The organism is Bernardetia aquimarina, from assembly GCF_042180575.1.
Taxonomy (GTDB): Bacteria; Bacteroidota; Bacteroidia; order Cytophagales; family Bernardetiaceae; genus Bernardetia.
The window spans coordinates 4,791,913-4,809,009 of sequence record NZ_CP170094.1 but is presented as its reverse complement, the minus strand read 5'-3'; the positions used below and the strand labels follow the sequence as shown (position 1 = coordinate 4,809,009).

The following is a 17,097-nucleotide window of genomic DNA, read 5'->3' as shown; positions in this document are numbered from 1 at the left end:
TCTACCTTTGCCAAATGAACGAACAAACTTTCTATTTTTTTTCTTGGCAAGACATAAATTTCCTCAAATCAGAATTACTTTTAGTAGTGGCTTGGTTGGCTGCTTTTTGTGGTCTTCTTTTACCTAAAAAAACATCTTCTTTTTTTGTTCCTTTTATTTGTATTTTGGTTCTTTTAGGAAATATTGGTTTGCTTATTTTTTCCTTAGATGAAATAAAACAACTGACCAATACAACTACTTTTTTTTGGAACGATTTATTGTATCAAAATAGATTCACTCATTATCTCAAAATCCTGACTTCAGTTTCAGCACTTTTTAGTATTTGGATTCAATATTCTTATAACAAATCAAATCAAAATACTATTTCAGAATGGTTTGTTATTCTTTTGGGAGGAGTTTTGAGTACACAATTTTTACTTATTTCAGCTAATTTTTTTGGAATTTATGTGAGTTTAGAAATGCTTTCTATTTGTGGTTATTTGTTGGTTGCTTTTTATGATAAGAATTTAATTAATGATAAATCTAATTTTAAAAAAGGAAAACTGATTGCTTCTTCCTTCAATTATCTTGTTTTTGGTGCTGTTAGTTCTGCTTCTTTACTTTACGGTTTTTCTTGGTGGTATAGTTTGAATGGCTCTTTTTCTATTCCTATTATTTTTCATGCTAGTTTTAATATTTCTGATATTTTTCTTCATGTTTCTTCAACAGAATCAAATCAAATTACTTTTCTGATTGGTTTTCTTTTAATAGGAATTGGTTTTTTATTCAAGCTGGCTGCCGTTCCTCTTCATTTTTGGATAAGTGAAATCTATAAGAATGCTTCTTCTGGAACTATTTTTTTCTTGGCTACTATTCCAAAAATTGCTGTAAGTGGAGTTTTATTTTTTATTCTGAATTATTTAATAAGTATTCCTTCAAATCTTCAAGAAATTATTTTTTCTAGTCTATCTGTTTTGGGAGTTTTGTCAGCTATTTTTGGAGGCTTTTTGGCTATTCAACAAACAAATTTCAAACGATTTTTTGCTTATTCAGGAGTTTCTCAAATGGGATTTTTGATTCTTCTTTTAGTTTATAATTTCAAATATCCTGTTATTTCTACGAATGGAATTCTTATTTTTTGGATTTTTTATGTTTTATCAAATGTGATTGTATGGAAGTTTTGTGCAGAATTAGAAGGTAATAATATTGATTTATCAATTAGAAACTTAAAAAATCTTCCTTTTCTACCAAAAATAGTCATTTCTATTGCTTCTCTTTCTTTGGCTGGTTTTCCTCCTTTGGGTGGTTTTTTGGTAAAAATGATTGTGCTTTTTGTGGTTTTTCAAAATTATCAAACTCAAAGTTTAATACATTCAGAAAATTCTATCTACCTTTTTTCTCTTATCGGAATTGGAATAGCTACTCTAATCGGCTTCTTTTATTATCTCAAAATTCCTTATTATTTGTTTTTGAAGTCATTCGTGGAGACACCAAAAATGGCAGTGTCTGAAGTAAAAGAAAATACAAGTTATAAATTTTCTAATCTGACACTTTTTTATTCTATTTTATTAATTATAATAAATGTAGTTTTGGCTATTTATGCAATTCGTTTTTTATAATTACACTTCAAAACCAATCACAAGTACATCATCTATTTGTTTTTCACTTCCTTTCCATTCAATAAAATTGCGTTCTACTTCGTGTTGAAGTTCAAAAATATGAAAGACTTTTAGTTTCTCTATAAATAACTGAAAACGTTTTGAAGAGTATTTTTTACTGTGTTTTCCTCCAAATTGGTCTAAATAACCATCTGTAAGTAAATAAAAACGAGTTCCTTTTTGAGGTTTTATTGTATGTGCTGTAAAATCTCTTTCTATTTGTCTTGCAACACCTCCCACATGATGACGGTCACCTTTAATTTGATTTACTTTTCCATCTGGAGTAATAAAAAGTAATGAGTTTTTTGCACCTGAATATTCTATTTCGTTTGTTGTTGTGTTCAATACACACAAGGAAATATCCATTCCATCACGGTTTTCTGTTTCTTCTTGTTTGAGTGTTTGTACAATTCCATTATGAAGTTCATTCAAAATCAAATTACTCTCTGTAATTCCTCTCCAAACAACAATTTGAGTGAGCAAATCATTTCCAATGACAGACATAAATGCCCCTGGAACACCGTGTCCAGTACAATCAACAGCAGCAATTACAATTTTATCATCTTTTTCTGCAAAGAAATAAAAATCACCACTTACAATATCTCTAGGATTGAAATAAACAAATGATTTTGGTAAAATTTCTTCTAAAAGGTTTTGACTAGGAAGCATTGCCTTCTGAATGCGTTTTGCATAATTAATACTTGCCGTAATATTTTTATGTTGAAGTTGAATTTTTTCTTGTTGCTCTTCTAAGTATTCATTTTGTGCATAAATAGATTGATTTTGAGATTCTACCAAATCACGTTGAGCGAGTATTTCTTCGGTTTGTTGTTCTAATTCAGCTTTTTGAGCTTGTAATTCTTCATTTTGTTGAAATACTTCTGCTGTTCGTTCCAAAATCCGACTAACAAGTAAGTTTACATCTTTTGAAAGTCTTCCTATTTCGTCTTTGTGTTGTATCGGAATTGGTTTCCATTCTACCGAAAAATCACTTTCAATTACATTATGAATTGTTTCTGAGATTCGTTTTATAGGTGTTCCTAGTTTTCGTATCATCCATAATCCCAAAATTAGATTTAAAAGAATACTTGCTGTTACTACCCAAATGAGCCTTTGGCGACTTTGTGTTCTAAAATTTTCACTTTCTTTATGTACTTCTCTATTTATCTCTTCAATCGCTATTTCTATTTGATTGGATAATTGATTGAGTTTTCCTTTTAAGCCTAATTTACTTCTATAACCAATTTTACGTTCAGTTCCTGCTAATCTTCGCCATAAGGTTTCATATTTATTGGCGAGTTCTTTCCACTCTGTGCGTTTTTCGGTTCTGATAGCTATATTTTGATATTTTTTTTGGGTAAAACTCTCAATATGACTTTGAAGCTCTATCAAAAGTGCATTTACTTGTTCGATTTGAGATTCTTCTTTGTATAAAAGAAAACGCTGCTCGGCTTGTCGAATTTTATAGAGTAAAAGTTTGTCTAAAGGTGTTTTGAGAAGTGAATCCAAATGTTCACTCATTTTACCTTCATAGCCTTGATTTTTAAATCCTCTTTGATAAATTTTGGTAACCAAATCATCAAATGTAACTTCATATTTGATAACCGAACGACGAAGTGTATCGATACGATGACGCAAATTTGTAGAAGGAATAAGTGGATGTGTTCGTAGGTCTAAAAGGTCTTTACGTAGTTTTGAAGTCAAATCTCTATGTTGTAAGACATAATAACTATCTCCTGTTTCATAAAAATCTAAATTGAGGGCTTCTGAGCTAAAAAAATCACGTTCTAACTTATCGGTTTGGCGAATATCCAAATCAATTTGAGAAAGTGTTGCCGTCAGTTTTTCTATTCGGTGCATCTGTGCATCATACCAAAAAAGCATTGCTGCAAGTGTGGTAGTTGCGAAAAGAAACACCAAAAAGGAGAGTAACAATTTGGATTTTATGGTAAAAAGAAACTTCAAAAGGGGAGTATTAGCTTAGTTTGTAGTGATAGGATTTTAACTTAAAAATACGCATTAAAATAGATTAGCGCAAATTTCAAAATTAAGTAATCAATAATTTATTCATTGACCTATTTAAAACGTTAGTTTAGCTAGATAAATTATGTAAAGAGCAAATAAGTTGAAATAAAACAAAAATTACTTGTATTTAACCCAAATCACTTATTTTCCGTTATATTGCCTAAACAATCAATTAAAATTACCTCTCATTAATCAATAAAAAATCAACTATTTATGGCTAATTCAAGAAATAAACCTTCAATATCTCCAAAAACAGTATTTTTTGGAATCGGAACTTTTGCAGTTATTATAATAGCTCTAGTATTTTTGTTCAGAACCTTTGTCGTTGTCGAATCTGGACAAGTGGGCGTTGTGGCTAATTTTGGAGCAGTTCAAGACATTTTGCTTCCAGAAGGCATGCACGCTGTTAATCCTTTTGTTTCTACGGTCATTCAACTTGATGTTCGTGTTCAGAAAATGGAAGCCTCTGCTTCTGCCTCTTCGAAAGATTTGCAACCTGTTACTTCGAAAGTGGCTCTCAATTTCTTTTTATCTAAGGAAAAAGCAAATGTTATTTATAGAGATTTGGGACTAGATTACAAACGAACTATTATCGAACCTGTCGTTCAAGAATCTATTAAATCGGCTGCTGCTCGTTATACGGCTGAAGAATTGATTACAAAAAGACCTGCCGTAAAAGAAGATGTTTATGAGTATATCAAAAAACGATTGGCTCAAAATAATATCATTGTTACTGATTTTTCTATCATAGATTTTAATTTTTCGCCAGAGTTTAATTCAGCTATTGAGTTAAAACAAATTGCAGAACAAAAAGCCTTAACTGCTTTAAACGATTTAGATCGTATCAAAACAGAAGGTGAACAAGAAAGAGTAAGAGCGCAAGCACAATCTGACGCACAAAAATTACTTCAATTATCTTTAGATGATGAGCTTTTAAGATTGAAGGCTATCGAAAAATGGGATGGAAAACTGCCTGTTATTTCGGGTGGTGGAGAAACATTTGTCGATGTAGCAGATATTTTGAAGTCTAATCGAAAATAAATAAGTCTTTTTTGATAGGTTAATCACACCACATTGGGGTATTTTGTAGGGAGAAGACACATCTTTGCCTGTTTAGTTAGGAAATTGTATGAGATAAATGAATAACCATTTTTGGAAAAGGCCTGCCTTTTCCCTACAAATTATCAAAAACATCTAATAGAAATGAATTTAGAAAAAGATTTTACCAGCCAAACTCTACATCTAAAAGACGATTACGAAGGAAAAGTAATTGCGACACTTATTTCGTGCAATGCAAATACAGGAAATCGAAAAAGTATAATTTATATCCACGGCTATATTGATTATTTTTTTCATCCTCATGTAGCTAAAAAATTCATCGAAAATGATTTTGATTTTTATGCACTTGACCTTCGAAAATATGGGCGTTCGTGGCTTCCTCATCAAAAAGAAAATTATTGCAAATCCATTACTGAATATTTTGAGGAAATAACAATGGCTATTAATCAGATTTATGAAAAAAATCAATCTGATATTTATCTCTTAGGACACTCAACAGGTGGACTTACAGCTTCTAATTATGCCAATTTTGGAGAACAAAAAAGCAAAATAAGTGGTCTTATCTTGAATTCTCCTTTTTTAGATTTCTATGATAGTGAGTTTAGAAAGCATATTACTTTGGCTGCTTGTAATGTCTTTACGCTTTTTTCTGATTTTGCGTATATCAAAAACACACTTTCGCCTGTCTATGTTCAGAGTATCCATAAAGACTTTAAAGGAGAGTGGGATTTTAATTTAAAATGGAAATACACAGAAGGTTTTCCTACCTATTTTAAATGGGTTTTGGCTGTGTATGATGGACATGAGAAATTACGCAATTATTCTAATCTTCAAATTCCTATTTTGGTTATGCACTCTTCGTCTTCTACCAAACTTTTTAGATTTTCGGAAGAGGCTATGAGGAATGATATTGTTTTAGATGTAAAAGATATAAAAAAACGAGGAACAAAATTAGGCTTAAAAGTTACTTCTCTGGAAATAGAAAATGCTATGCACGATATATTTTTATCTCCAAAAATAGTTAGGGAAAAGGCTTTTGAAGGAATGTTTGAATGGTTAAAGGAGATTGAAAAACAATAAAATTAATAACTAGAAAATACTTCAACTCTTTATCACTAAAGCGAAATTAGTTTTCAATTTTTTCAATACTGTCAGTACAGTTAAGAAACAAAATTAATTGAGTATATGAAGTGCATTTTCGAAATGTTACAAAATAAAAAAATAGTATTTTGAGTTTATCTGTATTTTCAAATTCTATTAATTCTACCAACCCTTAACTAAAAATCAGTTACAAAATAGGTTTACATAAATTTTATTCTTTCAAATCACACATTTTTGACTAATTTAGTGTTAAAGTCAGAAATTACAGTTTTATAAAAATATATAAACCATTTTATGAGTACAGTTGATAATAAAGTTATATTTTCGATGGCAGGTGTGAGCAAAACATATCCTCCTCAAAAACAAGTATTAAAAGATATTTATCTTTCATTTTTTTATGGTGCTAAAATCGGTGTCATTGGTCTGAATGGTGCAGGTAAATCTACCATTCTCAAAATTATTGCAGGTTTGGAAACAGAATATCAAGGAGAAGTTGTTTTTTCTCCTGGTTATTCTGTGGGTTATTTAGAGCAAGAACCAAAACTTGACCCAACCAAAACAGTAAAAGATATTGTACAAGAAGGCGCACAAGAAACGGTTGATTTACTCAAAGAATTTGAAGAAATCAATCTAAAATTTGGTGACCCAGAAATTTTGGACGACCCAGATAAAATGGACAAACTCATCGAAAAACAAGCAAAAGTTCAAGAAAAATTAGATGCTTTGGATGCTTGGAGTTTGGATACAAAATTAGAAAAAGCAATGGACGCACTTCGCACACCTCCAGAAGATGCCATTATTGGTAATCTTTCGGGTGGAGAAAAAAGACGTGTTGCCCTTTGTCGTTTGCTCTTGAAAGAACCTGATGTTTTGCTTTTGGATGAGCCTACCAACCACTTGGACGCAGAGTCGGTACACTGGTTAGAGCATCATTTGAGAGAATATAAAGGAACAGTAATTATTGTTACTCACGACCGTTATTTCTTGGATAATGTAACTGAATGGATTTTGGAATTGGATAATGGAAAAGGTATTCCGTGGAAAGCAAATTATTCAGATTGGTTAGACCAAAAGCAGAAAAAAATGTCTGAAAACGAAAAAACTGCTTCTCGTTATCAAAAGGCATTACAAAAAGAGTTGGAATGGTCAAGAATGAACTCAAAAGGCAAACAAGCAAAATCGAAAGCTCGTATGTCTTCGTATGACAAGATGATGAGTGAAGACCAATCTCAAAAAGAAGAAAAACTAGAAATTTTTATTCCTGCAAGTGAGCGTTTGGGAGATGTGGTTATTGAAGCAAATGAAGTTTCAAAGGCATTTGGAGATAAATTATTATTCGAAAATCTTAACTTCTCATTGCCTAAAGGTGGCATAGTTGGAGTAATAGGACCAAATGGAGCAGGAAAAACAACTCTTTTCAAAATGATTATGGGAACTGAAAATCCTGATGGTGGAACATTTAAAGTAGGCGAAACCGTACAAGTAGGTTATGCAGACCAAGAACACATACACATAGACAATGAAAAATCTATCTTCGAAACTATCACAGGAGGAAGTGAACTGATGATGCTCGGAGGAAAAGAAACAAATTCTCGTGCTTATGTAAGTCGTTTTAATTTTGGAGGTTCAGACCAACAGAAAAAACTAAAAGAGCTTTCGGGTGGAGAGCGTAACCGAGTGCATTTAGCCTTGACATTGAAAGAAGGAGCAAACTTACTTCTACTAGATGAACCTACCAATGATTTGGACGTAAAAACTCTGCGTGCTTTAGAGGAAGGTTTGGATAATTTTGCAGGTTGTGCTGTTGTTATTTCTCACGATAGATGGTTTTTGGATAGAGTAGCAACACATATTTTAGCATTTGAAGGAGATTCACAAGTTCGTTTTTATGAAGGAAACTTTAGCGAATATATGGAAGACCGTCAGAAAAGATTAGGAGATGAAATCCCTAAACGTCTGAAGTACAAAAAGTTAGTTTAAGGTGATTATTAGTGAATTACTTTTTCTAAAAACTGTTTCAAATTTTTATATTTGAAACAGTTTTTTTTATTTAGAAATAATTTTCTAAAAAATTGATGATAAATTCGAAACGCTGCTCATCAGTTTTGTTTTCTAGGTTTTATGGTAATGTTGTTGGGCGAAACAACATTACCATAAAACCTCTTCAAAATTACCTTTTCTACTGAAAAGCATTCTTATTAGAGCTTGAAAAATATTAGCTTTCTACTATTGGAGTGACAGAAGATTTGCTATATAAACAGAAACAAAACTATACAATGAGTATGAAATGCCTTCACATAAAACACTAAATAAAAGCAAAAAATACAAATAGCTTCATAGTCAAAAATCTAACGGAATAGTATCTTGCGCTGCTGTACAAACTCTTGATGATACACTCGTAGTACATAAAACCCTTTTAAATCTCCTAACCCATCCCAAACAACACTACCTCCCGAAAATTCAGTTACATTTTTAGTGGTAATGACATTTCCAAACAAGTCAACCAACTCAAATTTAACTTGCTGAAGTTTTGTGTTAAGTACGATTGTCAAATGATCTTGTACTGGGTTTGGATAGACGTATAATTCTACTTCTTCTTGACTGTAATAGTGTTTTTTGTATCTTACCATTGAGATACTGTAATTACCATCAGAATCCACTTGCCTCAGTCGATAATAAGTGCCTCCATCTAAGGGAGCTGGATCTGTCCATTCGTAGTTTTGTGCTTTGTTAGTTGTTCCTTGCCCTGCTACACTTCCAATAATCTGAAAATCATCTCCTTTGGAAGAGCGTTCTATGAAGAAGTGAGAGTTATTATATTCAGAGCTTGTTTCCCATCGAAGTACAACATCACTCTCTTTTGATTCTATATTAAAGAATGTAAGAAAAACTGGGAGTAAATTATTGCAGTTTGCAGGACATCCTTCGGTAGCTGAACCAGCATAAGAACCATCCCCACCACCAAGTGGCTGTCCACTACTTCCTGAGATAAAACTTCCACCTTGATAACAGAATAATAATTCACTATCGTCAGATATAGGATTATTAATTTGTGCAGAATTATTTATAGTAAAACCACCACAGGTATTAGTACAAAAGCTATTATCTTCATTATTAGCTGCCAAAATGCCTACATTAAGATTTCCATTACTTTCCACACTAACAGAATTATTACCTGAATTAACAGTCAGAGTTGTAATATCAACCTGACCTAGTACATTTAGTGTATGCCCTGGGTTAGCAGCTGTACCATTCATTGATAGTGAATTAATAGATAATACAGAACCTGTAGAAGTATTTATGGTATTATTTCCATTTTGCATATTATAACTTCCTGACATATCTAAAGTACCATAAACGTTTATCTCAGCATTCCCATTCATATCAAAGCTGTTCGTAATATCAAAACTACTTCCTGTAAGTACATTTAATGTTCCTGAACCAAAGTTTAAATTTCCTTGTACAAAACCACTACAAATTTGAAGTTCTCCTCCATTAAGATTGATGTTAGTGAGTGATACTGGACTACCGACAGTTCCTCCTTGCACACAGACTACATCTCCTGCATTGATATTAAGCCCACCAGTAGATGAGTTAATAGTAGAAGTACAAGTAGTACAGGCTGGTTCACCAGGAATACGATAACCATTACATAGAATTGGATTTCTCAATGTTTCACAATCTGTAGGACTACCTGCCCCTGCATCACTTGGATCTCCAGGACAAACAACACACCATGTTAAGTCACCTGTAACTTGACCAGCACCACCACTACCTGAAAAGCAACCCTCTACAAGAAGGTCTCCATCGCCATTTATATCGATGTTACCTCCGTTATTACTAATGTCCAAATCTCCATTCACAACAAGAGAAGCATCATTGATTGTTAATGTGCTATTGTTATTGACTTCTAAATCACCATTTATTGTTAGAGAAAAATCGCCATTTATTGTTACATTATGTGGAGATCCTCCTGTTCCTTGACATATCCTGAATCCATCAATCGTAACGTCAGCAGTCAGTGTTATTGTTAGTGCATCATCTACACACACCACACCTGCTGTTGGAGTAGGAGGCCAAGTTACAGAACCAGTAACAGAGGTTGTACAATCTCCACCACACTGCCCAAAAACCTCAAAACTTGCAGTCAATAAAAATAATACAAAGCACCCTAAAGTAATAAAACGGAAGTAACTTTTTTCTTTCATGTATCACAGGTAGTTGATAATAAACACTTTTTTATTAAACGATGAAAATTAAGTTTAATTGTAATATAAACTATGAATTGATTATACTTTAGTACTTTAGGATTAAAAGTAAAAATATAAAAATAAGATATATTTGAAGGTTCTAAGTGAGTAGAAAAAACAAGTAAGGGCTACACTTACATAACTTTGTAGTGCATATCTACATCTAATTTGTAAATTAGACAAACTAATTATTATCGATCTAAACTAGACTACAGGGTCAAAAACACTTCTACAGTTTGAATCAAACTTTGCCTTCTTTGTAGCTAGAGCAAATTTATGACATTGAAATTACCAAATCAAATCGAACTTAGAAGAGCTTTCTACAACATGATTTTTTAATGTAAAAGATACAAAAAAATGGCTATTTCCCATAAAATAGAGCTTATAAACCATGTTTTTCTGTATTTTGTCTGATTCAAAACCTGCCAAAAATCATCTTTCCTACTGAAAAGCATTCTGTTTTTAGGCGTTTGAGTGCCGTAAATTTGTAGTATAGAAAATCAAAAAAGAGTTTTCAAAATTAATCTACTCTTACAGGGCATGTTCATAAAAAATAATTGAGCTTGTGAATATGTTTAATCAAATAAGTTATAGCATTTTTTTAACTTTGACAGTCCTTTCAGAAGACTGTCAATAGTTGGAAAAATAAGCTCGTCTGTACCTAAACTATTGTCAGAGTTATTTTGGATTACCAAAAACTACTGACAAAGTTTTTATGAACATGCCCTGTCTACTCTTATGAGTTTCAATTATTCAATTCAAAATTACACTCAAAATTATATACAAGATGAAAAATACAATCGTTTCTTTATTCGCAAAATCTTCTAGCCAAGTAACTAAAAAAATAAGCAAAATTGTTGGTGTCTTTTTCTTTATGCTAACAATGCTATTTTCTAACTCCACTTTTGCTCAATCTGCAAGTGGTAAGGCAACTATTACCTTACAAGAAATCGGACTTCTTTCACTTGGAGCAATAACTGTTTTTATAGGTGTATTGTTGGTTATGGCTGCTTTCACAATTTATAGCAATAGCCGTACAATGTTCAGAGGAAAATAAAATCTACTTCCACGCACACTCACTTACTATTTTACAAACACCTTTTAAGGAAACAAGGAAGGTGTTTTTTTATGCTTTTTATCAAATACAAAAACCTGTCAAAAGTCATATTTACTACTGAACACTCTCCTATTTATTGGAGGTAAAGCAGCCTAAATTTGTAGTATAGAAAATCAGAACGAAAGCATTTATCAGTTTCTATTCTCAAAAAATAAAAAATATGCAGGTTTTAATTGTCCTAGTTGTATGTAGTTTAATTGTCGCTCTTGGTTTTTTGGCTGCCTTTTTTTGGTCAGTCAATGACAATCAATACGACGATACTTATACACCAAGTATGCGAATTTTATTTGATGACAATGAAATTGCCCAAGAGACAGATTCAAAAGAAATTCAAAAATAGAATCTTTGAAAAAAATATATCAATTGTACAGGGTTTTAACCCTGTCTGATAGATAAAAATAGAAATTCAATCAAGAACAAAATCTAAAATTCTATACATCAATTCATATAAATAATCTATGGAAAATCAAACCTCCAATCCAATTACACCCGAAAGCCCTCCTCAAAAAAAAGGAAAATGGGAAGGCTTACAACTAGAGCATTTTTCTTATGATAATACTATCGTAAGAAATTTCGCTTATGCAACGACCTTTTGGGGACTTGTCGGAATGCTAGTCGGCTTACTGGCTGCACTTCAAATGGCACATCCAATGTTTAATTTTACTGAATATTTTACCTTTGGGCGTGTTCGCTCTGTTCATACCAACGCTGTTATTTTTGCTTTTGTAGGAAATGGAATTTTTACGGGTGTTTATTATTCACTTCAACGTCTGTGTAAGGCTCGTATGTTTAGTGATGTGCTTAGTAAAGTGCATTTTTGGGCGTGGCAACTTATCATCGTTTTTGCTGCTATTACTTTGTTTATGGGATATACAACCACTAAAGAATATGCAGAATTAGAATGGCCTTTAGATATTGCGATTGCAGTAGTTTGGGTTATTTTTGGTATTAATATGATGGGAACAATCATCAAGCGCAGAGAACAACATTTGTACGTAGCGATTTGGTTTTATATTGCGACTTTTGTTACTGTTGCTGTCTTACACATTGTAAACTCAATGGCTCTTCCTGTTTCTTTTATGAAAAGTTATTCATTGTATGCAGGCGTGCAGGATGCACTTGTTCAATGGTGGTATGGTCATAATGCTGTTGCATTTTTCTTGACAACTCCTTATTTGGGACTGATGTATTATTTTGTTCCAAAGGCTGCTAATCGTCCTGTTTATTCGTATCGTCTTTCAATTATTCACTATTGGGCATTGATTTTTATTTATATCTGGGCTGGTCCTCACCACTTGCTTTATACAGCTTTACCAGATTGGGCGCAATGGCTAGGAACTGTTTTTTCATTGATGCTAATTGCTCCATCTTGGGGTGGAATGCTCAACGGACTTCTTACTTTGCGTGGTGCTTGGGATAAAGTTCGTGAAAATCCTGTATTGAAGTTCATGGTTGTTGCCTTGACATCTTATGGTATGGCTACGTTTGAAGGTCCAATGCTTTCTTTCAAAAATGTAAATGCAATTAGTCATTATACAGACTGGACAATCGCTCACGTACATGTAGGCGCATTAGGTTGGAATGGATTCTTGACTTTTGGAATGCTTTACTGGCTTATGCCTCGTCTTTTCAGTACAAAATTATTCTCTACCAAATTGGCGAATGTTCATTTTTGGATAGGTACTTTAGGAATTTTATTCTATGTAATTCCGATTTACTGGGCAGGTTGGACACAAAGTTTAATGTGGAAAGAATTTACTCCTGCTGGCTTCTTGAAATATGAATTTTTAGAAACAGTTACACAGATTTTGCCAATGTATTATATGCGTGCATTTGGTGGTACTTTATATATCATTGGTGCATTAATTATGGTTTATAATATCTTCAAAACTATCCAACAAGGAAGATTTGTACCAGAAGAAAAAGCATCTGCACCAGCTATCAAAGTTCAGAAAAAAGAAAAAGGTGGACACTGGCACTCTTGGATTGAAAAACGTCCATTACAACTTTTATTTTGGAGTACAATCGCTATTCTTATTGGGGGAGTTATCGAATTTGTGCCTACATTCTTGATTCGCTCAAATGTTCCTACTATTGCAGCCGTCAAACCTTATACGCCTTTAGAATTAGAAGGACGTGATTTGTATATCCGTGAGAACTGTGCCGTTTGTCACTCTCAAATGATACGACCTTTTAGAGATGAAACCGAACGCTACGGAGATTATTCTAAAGCAGGAGAGTTTGTCTATGACCGTCCGTTCTTATGGGGTTCGAAACGAACAGGTCCCGATTTGCAACGTGAAGGTGGAAAAATGCCTGATTCGTGGCACTTCAATCACATGTACGACCCACAATCTACTTCTCCTGGTTCGATTATGCCTCCTTATTATTGGCTTATCGAAAATCAATTAAATACTTCTTTGACAGAACGAAAAATTGAAGCAATGCAAAGTTTGGGAGTTCCTTATCCAAAAGGATTTGAGAAACAAGTACATGAAGATATGGCAAAACAAGCAAAAGGCATTCAAGAAAATTTAGCTAAAGATAATATTGAAGTAAAGGCAGACCGAGAAATTATTGCCCTCATTGCCTATCTACAACGATTAGGTACAGATGTGAAAAAGGTCGACCCTCAATATTTGCCTAAAAAATAAACTAGATATTAACTAGACCCTAAGGGTTTTCAGAAACCCTTAGGGTCTAAATAAAAAACATAAAAACTATGTACAAAGACGTAGCTAGAGCTATCGAAGGCATTGATATTTATCCAATGATAGGAGTGATTATTTTCTTTTCTGTCTTTGTGATAATGATTGTCAATGTGTATTCAGCCAAAAAATCAAATGTAGCACATTGGGAAAAATTGCCCTTAGAAGATGCTACTGAAAATACTTATTCTAATTCATTTACTCAAAATACAATTAAAAATGAAACAGAAATTATATAATGTTTTAAATCTAAGAGAAAAGAAAAAAGCAATTCTTTTGCTAGTACTTGCTCTTTTTATTTCTCAAAATAGTTTTGCTTTATCTATTACAGAACCTACAAAATTATCTACCGATTTTACTCCTTTAGAATTAGGTGTTTTGATACTCGTTGCACTTACTTTTTTTGTAGTGATTTTGGTTCTTATTGCCAGTCTTTCTATTTATAATCATAGTATTTCTGTTTTGAAAAAAGATAGAATTGCTAGAGGAGAAGAAGTAGAAGCTGATACAGAATCTTTTTCAGAATGGTTTTGGAAGAAATTTAATGCTGCCAAACCTGAAAGAGCCGTTTTGATGCACCACGATTACGATGGCATCGAAGAATTAGATAATGACCTTCCACCTTGGTGGAAATATGGTTTTTATCTATGTATCATAGCAGGAATTATTTATTTGTATGTCTATGCCAACGGAATTGCTCCCGATTCGACACAAGAATATCAAGTAGCTATGGCAGAAGGAAATGTATTAAAAGCGCAATATTTGGCAGACATGGCAAATTCTATTAATGAAGAAAACGTAACTCTAGCCAATGTAGCAGGAGTAACAAAAGGAAAAACCATTTTTGTAAAGAAATGTAAAACCTGTCATGGTGAAAATGCAGAAGGACTTTCAGGTCCTAACTTGACAGACGAATATTGGCTACACGGAGGCGATATAAAATCAATTTTCAAAACTGTAAAATATGGCGTTCCTGCAAAAGGTATGATTTCTTGGAAAGACCAATTATCTCCTCAAGAAATGCAAGAAGTAGCCAGTTTTATTTTGTCTTTGAAAGGAACGAATCCTCCAAATGCAAAAGACCCACAAGGAGAAAAATATGAGCCGATAAAAGAGTAAATCAGCAAAAAAAGACCCTAAGGGTTTTGAAAACCCTTAGGGTCTAAATAAAGATAAAATACCAAAGCTATGAAACCAGAAAAACCAACCAAAAAGAAGAGGTATAAAGTTAGCGATTATGATAAAGACGAATTTAGGGATAGTATTTCTACCATAGATTCTTCTGGTAAGCGTGCTTGGATTTATCCAAAATCTCCAAGTGGGAGGTATCATTTTTATCGAAAAATTGTAGCTGCTTTTTTGTTAGTATTTTTATTTGGTGCGCCTTTTATCAAAATAAATGGAAATCCATTATTACTTTTTGATGTACTTTCAAGGCGTTTTGTGATTTTGGGACAACTTTTTACACCCCAAGATTTTCACTTGTTTGTTTTGGGAATGTTATTGTTTGTGGTTTTTGTAGTGATTTTTACGGTAGTTTTTGGTAGAGTTTTTTGTGGTTGGGTGTGTCCTCAAACAATTTTTATGGAAATGGTTTTTCGTAAAATTGAATATTTCATTGAAGGAGATGCAGCAGCACAAAAGAAACTCAACAAACAAGAATGGGACACCGAAAAAATTGGAAAAAAGACTGCCAAACATCTGATTTTCTTAGGAATTTCATTTTTGATAAGTCATACTTTTTTGGCGTATATCGTTGGTGTAGATAGGCTTTGGGTTTTGTTTGAAGATACACCTACTACTCACATGTCTTTATTTATTGCTTTGATTGTCTTTACATTTTTGTTTTATGGTGTTTTTGCTTTTTTGAGAGAACAGGTTTGCACTACAATTTGTCCGTATGGTCGTTTGCAAGGTGTTTTATTAGATAATGATTCGATTGTTGTGGCGTATGATGATGTGCGTGGCGAACCAAGAGGAAAAGGAAAACGAGAAAGTGACCCAATAGAACGAGCAGCAGACCCAAGGGGAGATTGTGTAGATTGTCATTTGTGCGTAGATGTATGTCCGACAGGAATTGACATCCGAAATGGAACACAGCTAGAATGTATAAATTGTACGGCGTGTATTGATGCGTGTGATTCGATTATGACTAAATTTGATTTGCCTACTGGGCTTGTTCGTTATGCTTCAAGAAATGAAATTGAGAAAAAACAAAAATTTAAGTTTACAACTCGCATGACAGCTTATTCGGTTGTTTTGATGTTACTAATGATTGCAATGGTCGGACTTTTGGCAGTTCGTACACAAGTAGAAACGATTGTTTTGAGAGCGCAAGGAACAACGTATCAAACCACTGAAAAAGGAGATATTCGAAATATGTTTACGCTTCTTTTAATCAATAAAACAAGTGATACACTAAATATTAATGTAAAATTAGAAGAGAAAAACGGAACTATTCAGATGATTGGAACAGACAAATACATTTTGCTTCCAGAACAAACTGTCAAAGAAGTAATCTTGATAGATTTTCCAAAAGATAAATTACCTCCAAAGCGTTCAGATATTCATTTACAAATATTTTCTAATGGAGAACAAATAGAAACTGTAAATACTAAATTCTTATCGCCTTTTGTTGCTAATTAAAACCTAAAAAACTATGAATACTTTAACATCACTTTGGTCAAAGTTTAATTGGGGAACAGGTATTTTTCTGTTCTACTCTGCTTTTGTAATTTTTATGTTGTCGCTTGTTGTTATGTCAATGCAACAGAAAATTGAGTTGGTAACAGAAAATTATTATACAAAAGGAGTAGATTTTCAAAGTCAAATAAACGAGCAATCCAATGTGGCTGCACTCGTAGAAAAACCAACCATAAAGCAATTAGAAAATGGAAATGTAGAAATAAAATTTCCCAATTCTGATAATTCAGAAACTTCTAAAATAATGGGTGAAATTTCTTTTTTTCGTCCTTCTGATAAAGATTTGGATTTTACTGTTCCTATTCAATTAGAAAAAACAAAAAATCAAATCATTACTCAAAAAATAGAACAAGGACTTTGGAAAGTAAAATTATCATGGACGCAACAAGACAAAATAGGAAATGATAAAAAATTCTTTCAAGAAACGACTTTGGTAGCTTCGAACTAAAAAAAGTATAACAGACTTTTGCCGTTGTCGGTGTTTTATCATAGCGACA

General features: G+C 32.8%; 13 protein-coding genes. 11 read left to right on the top strand and 2 right to left on the bottom strand.

The window, feature by feature from the left end:
- The first annotated feature begins 14 nt into the window (after positions 1–14).
- Positions 15–1,598, top strand: a complete 1,584-nt coding sequence (locus tag ACE193_RS20555; protein WP_375560084.1) for an NADH-quinone oxidoreductase subunit N — start codon at positions 15–17, stop codon at positions 1,596–1,598.
- Here ACE193_RS20555 and ACE193_RS20550 read toward each other — a convergent pair whose 3' ends face one another.
- Positions 1,599–3,554 (bottom strand): SpoIIE family protein phosphatase, encoded by a 1,956-nt coding sequence (locus ACE193_RS20550; protein ID WP_375560083.1) that lies wholly within the window; start codon positions 3,552–3,554, stop codon positions 1,599–1,601. It abuts the gene before it with no gap.
- Between the two features lie 321 nt (positions 3,555–3,875).
- Between ACE193_RS20550 and ACE193_RS20545 the strand changes: the two genes are divergently transcribed.
- From ACE193_RS20545 to ettA, 3 genes are all read left to right on the top strand, one after another.
- The gene (locus ACE193_RS20545) at positions 3,876–4,703 is read left to right on the top strand and encodes a prohibitin family protein (RefSeq protein ID WP_375560082.1); all 828 of its coding nucleotides are present in this window, start codon (positions 3,876–3,878) and stop codon (positions 4,701–4,703) included.
- A 162-nt stretch (positions 4,704–4,865) separates the two neighbouring features.
- Complete coding sequence (locus tag ACE193_RS20540; protein ID WP_375560081.1) at positions 4,866–5,801, top strand: alpha/beta hydrolase; 936 nt, start codon at positions 4,866–4,868, stop codon at positions 5,799–5,801.
- A gap of 315 nt (positions 5,802–6,116) precedes the next feature.
- A complete protein-coding gene (gene ettA, locus ACE193_RS20535) occupies positions 6,117–7,802 on the top strand; it encodes an energy-dependent translational throttle protein EttA (protein WP_375560080.1) in 1,686 nt (561 codons plus the stop codon).
- A 368-nt stretch (positions 7,803–8,170) separates the two neighbouring features.
- Here the strand turns inward: ettA and ACE193_RS20530 are convergent, their stop codons facing one another.
- On the bottom strand, positions 8,171–10,030 hold the full coding sequence (locus tag ACE193_RS20530) for a T9SS type A sorting domain-containing protein (protein WP_375560079.1): 1,860 nt from the start codon (positions 10,028–10,030) through the stop codon (positions 8,171–8,173).
- Between the two features lie 829 nt (positions 10,031–10,859).
- Here ACE193_RS20530 and ACE193_RS20525 point away from each other — a divergent pair.
- The 7 genes from ACE193_RS20525 (at position 10,860) to ACE193_RS20495 (ending at position 17,048) form a co-directional block, all read left to right on the top strand.
- The gene (locus ACE193_RS20525; RefSeq protein WP_375560078.1) at positions 10,860–11,129 is read left to right on the top strand and encodes a hypothetical protein; all 270 of its coding nucleotides are present in this window, start codon (positions 10,860–10,862) and stop codon (positions 11,127–11,129) included.
- A 220-nt stretch (positions 11,130–11,349) separates the two neighbouring features.
- Positions 11,350–11,529, top strand: a complete 180-nt coding sequence (gene ccoS, locus ACE193_RS20520) for a cbb3-type cytochrome oxidase assembly protein CcoS (RefSeq protein ID WP_375560077.1) — start codon at positions 11,350–11,352, stop codon at positions 11,527–11,529.
- A gap of 118 nt (positions 11,530–11,647) precedes the next feature.
- On the top strand, positions 11,648–13,843 hold the full coding sequence (gene ccoN, locus ACE193_RS20515; protein WP_375560076.1) for a cytochrome-c oxidase, cbb3-type subunit I: 2,196 nt from the start codon (positions 11,648–11,650) through the stop codon (positions 13,841–13,843).
- Between the two features lie 68 nt (positions 13,844–13,911).
- The gene (locus tag ACE193_RS20510) at positions 13,912–14,136 is read left to right on the top strand and encodes a cbb3-type cytochrome c oxidase subunit 3 (RefSeq protein ID WP_338790798.1); all 225 of its coding nucleotides are present in this window, start codon (positions 13,912–13,914) and stop codon (positions 14,134–14,136) included.
- A complete protein-coding gene (locus ACE193_RS20505; RefSeq protein WP_375560075.1) occupies positions 14,117–15,016 on the top strand; it encodes a cbb3-type cytochrome c oxidase N-terminal domain-containing protein in 900 nt (299 codons plus the stop codon). Before ACE193_RS20510 ends, ACE193_RS20505 begins: the two co-directional genes overlap by 20 nt.
- 69 nt (positions 15,017–15,085) lie before the next feature.
- Entirely contained in the window at positions 15,086–16,543 is a 1,458-nt protein-coding gene (gene ccoG, locus ACE193_RS20500) for a cytochrome c oxidase accessory protein CcoG (protein WP_375560074.1), read from the top strand.
- A 13-nt stretch (positions 16,544–16,556) separates the two neighbouring features.
- Positions 16,557–17,048: a FixH family protein gene (locus ACE193_RS20495; RefSeq protein WP_375560073.1), complete on the top strand. Its 492-nt coding sequence runs from the start codon at positions 16,557–16,559 to the stop codon at positions 17,046–17,048.
- Positions 17,049–17,097 lie beyond the last annotated feature (49 nt).

Bases quoted from the DNA above. Each gene is read 5' to 3' on its own strand.
- ACE193_RS20555 (WP_375560084.1), top strand. From the start codon at position 15: ATGAACGAACAAACTTTCTATTTTTTTTCTTGGCAAGACATAAATTTC.
- ACE193_RS20545 (WP_375560082.1), top strand. From the start codon at position 3,876: ATGGCTAATTCAAGAAATAAACCTTCAATATCTCCAAAAACAGTATTT.
- ACE193_RS20540 (WP_375560081.1), top strand. From the start codon at position 4,866: ATGAATTTAGAAAAAGATTTTACCAGCCAAACTCTACATCTAAAAGAC.
- ettA (WP_375560080.1), top strand. From the start codon at position 6,117: ATGAGTACAGTTGATAATAAAGTTATATTTTCGATGGCAGGTGTGAGC.
- ACE193_RS20530 (WP_375560079.1), bottom strand. From the start codon at position 10,030: ATGAAAGAAAAAAGTTACTTCCGTTTTATTACTTTAGGGTGCTTTGTA.
- ACE193_RS20525 (WP_375560078.1), top strand. From the start codon at position 10,860: ATGAAAAATACAATCGTTTCTTTATTCGCAAAATCTTCTAGCCAAGTA.
- ccoS (WP_375560077.1), top strand. From the start codon at position 11,350: ATGCAGGTTTTAATTGTCCTAGTTGTATGTAGTTTAATTGTCGCTCTT.
- ccoN (WP_375560076.1), top strand. From the start codon at position 11,648: ATGGAAAATCAAACCTCCAATCCAATTACACCCGAAAGCCCTCCTCAA.
- ACE193_RS20510 (WP_338790798.1), top strand. From the start codon at position 13,912: ATGTACAAAGACGTAGCTAGAGCTATCGAAGGCATTGATATTTATCCA.
- ACE193_RS20505 (WP_375560075.1), top strand. From the start codon at position 14,117: ATGAAACAGAAATTATATAATGTTTTAAATCTAAGAGAAAAGAAAAAA.
- ccoG (WP_375560074.1), top strand. From the start codon at position 15,086: ATGAAACCAGAAAAACCAACCAAAAAGAAGAGGTATAAAGTTAGCGAT.
- ACE193_RS20495 (WP_375560073.1), top strand. From the start codon at position 16,557: ATGAATACTTTAACATCACTTTGGTCAAAGTTTAATTGGGGAACAGGT.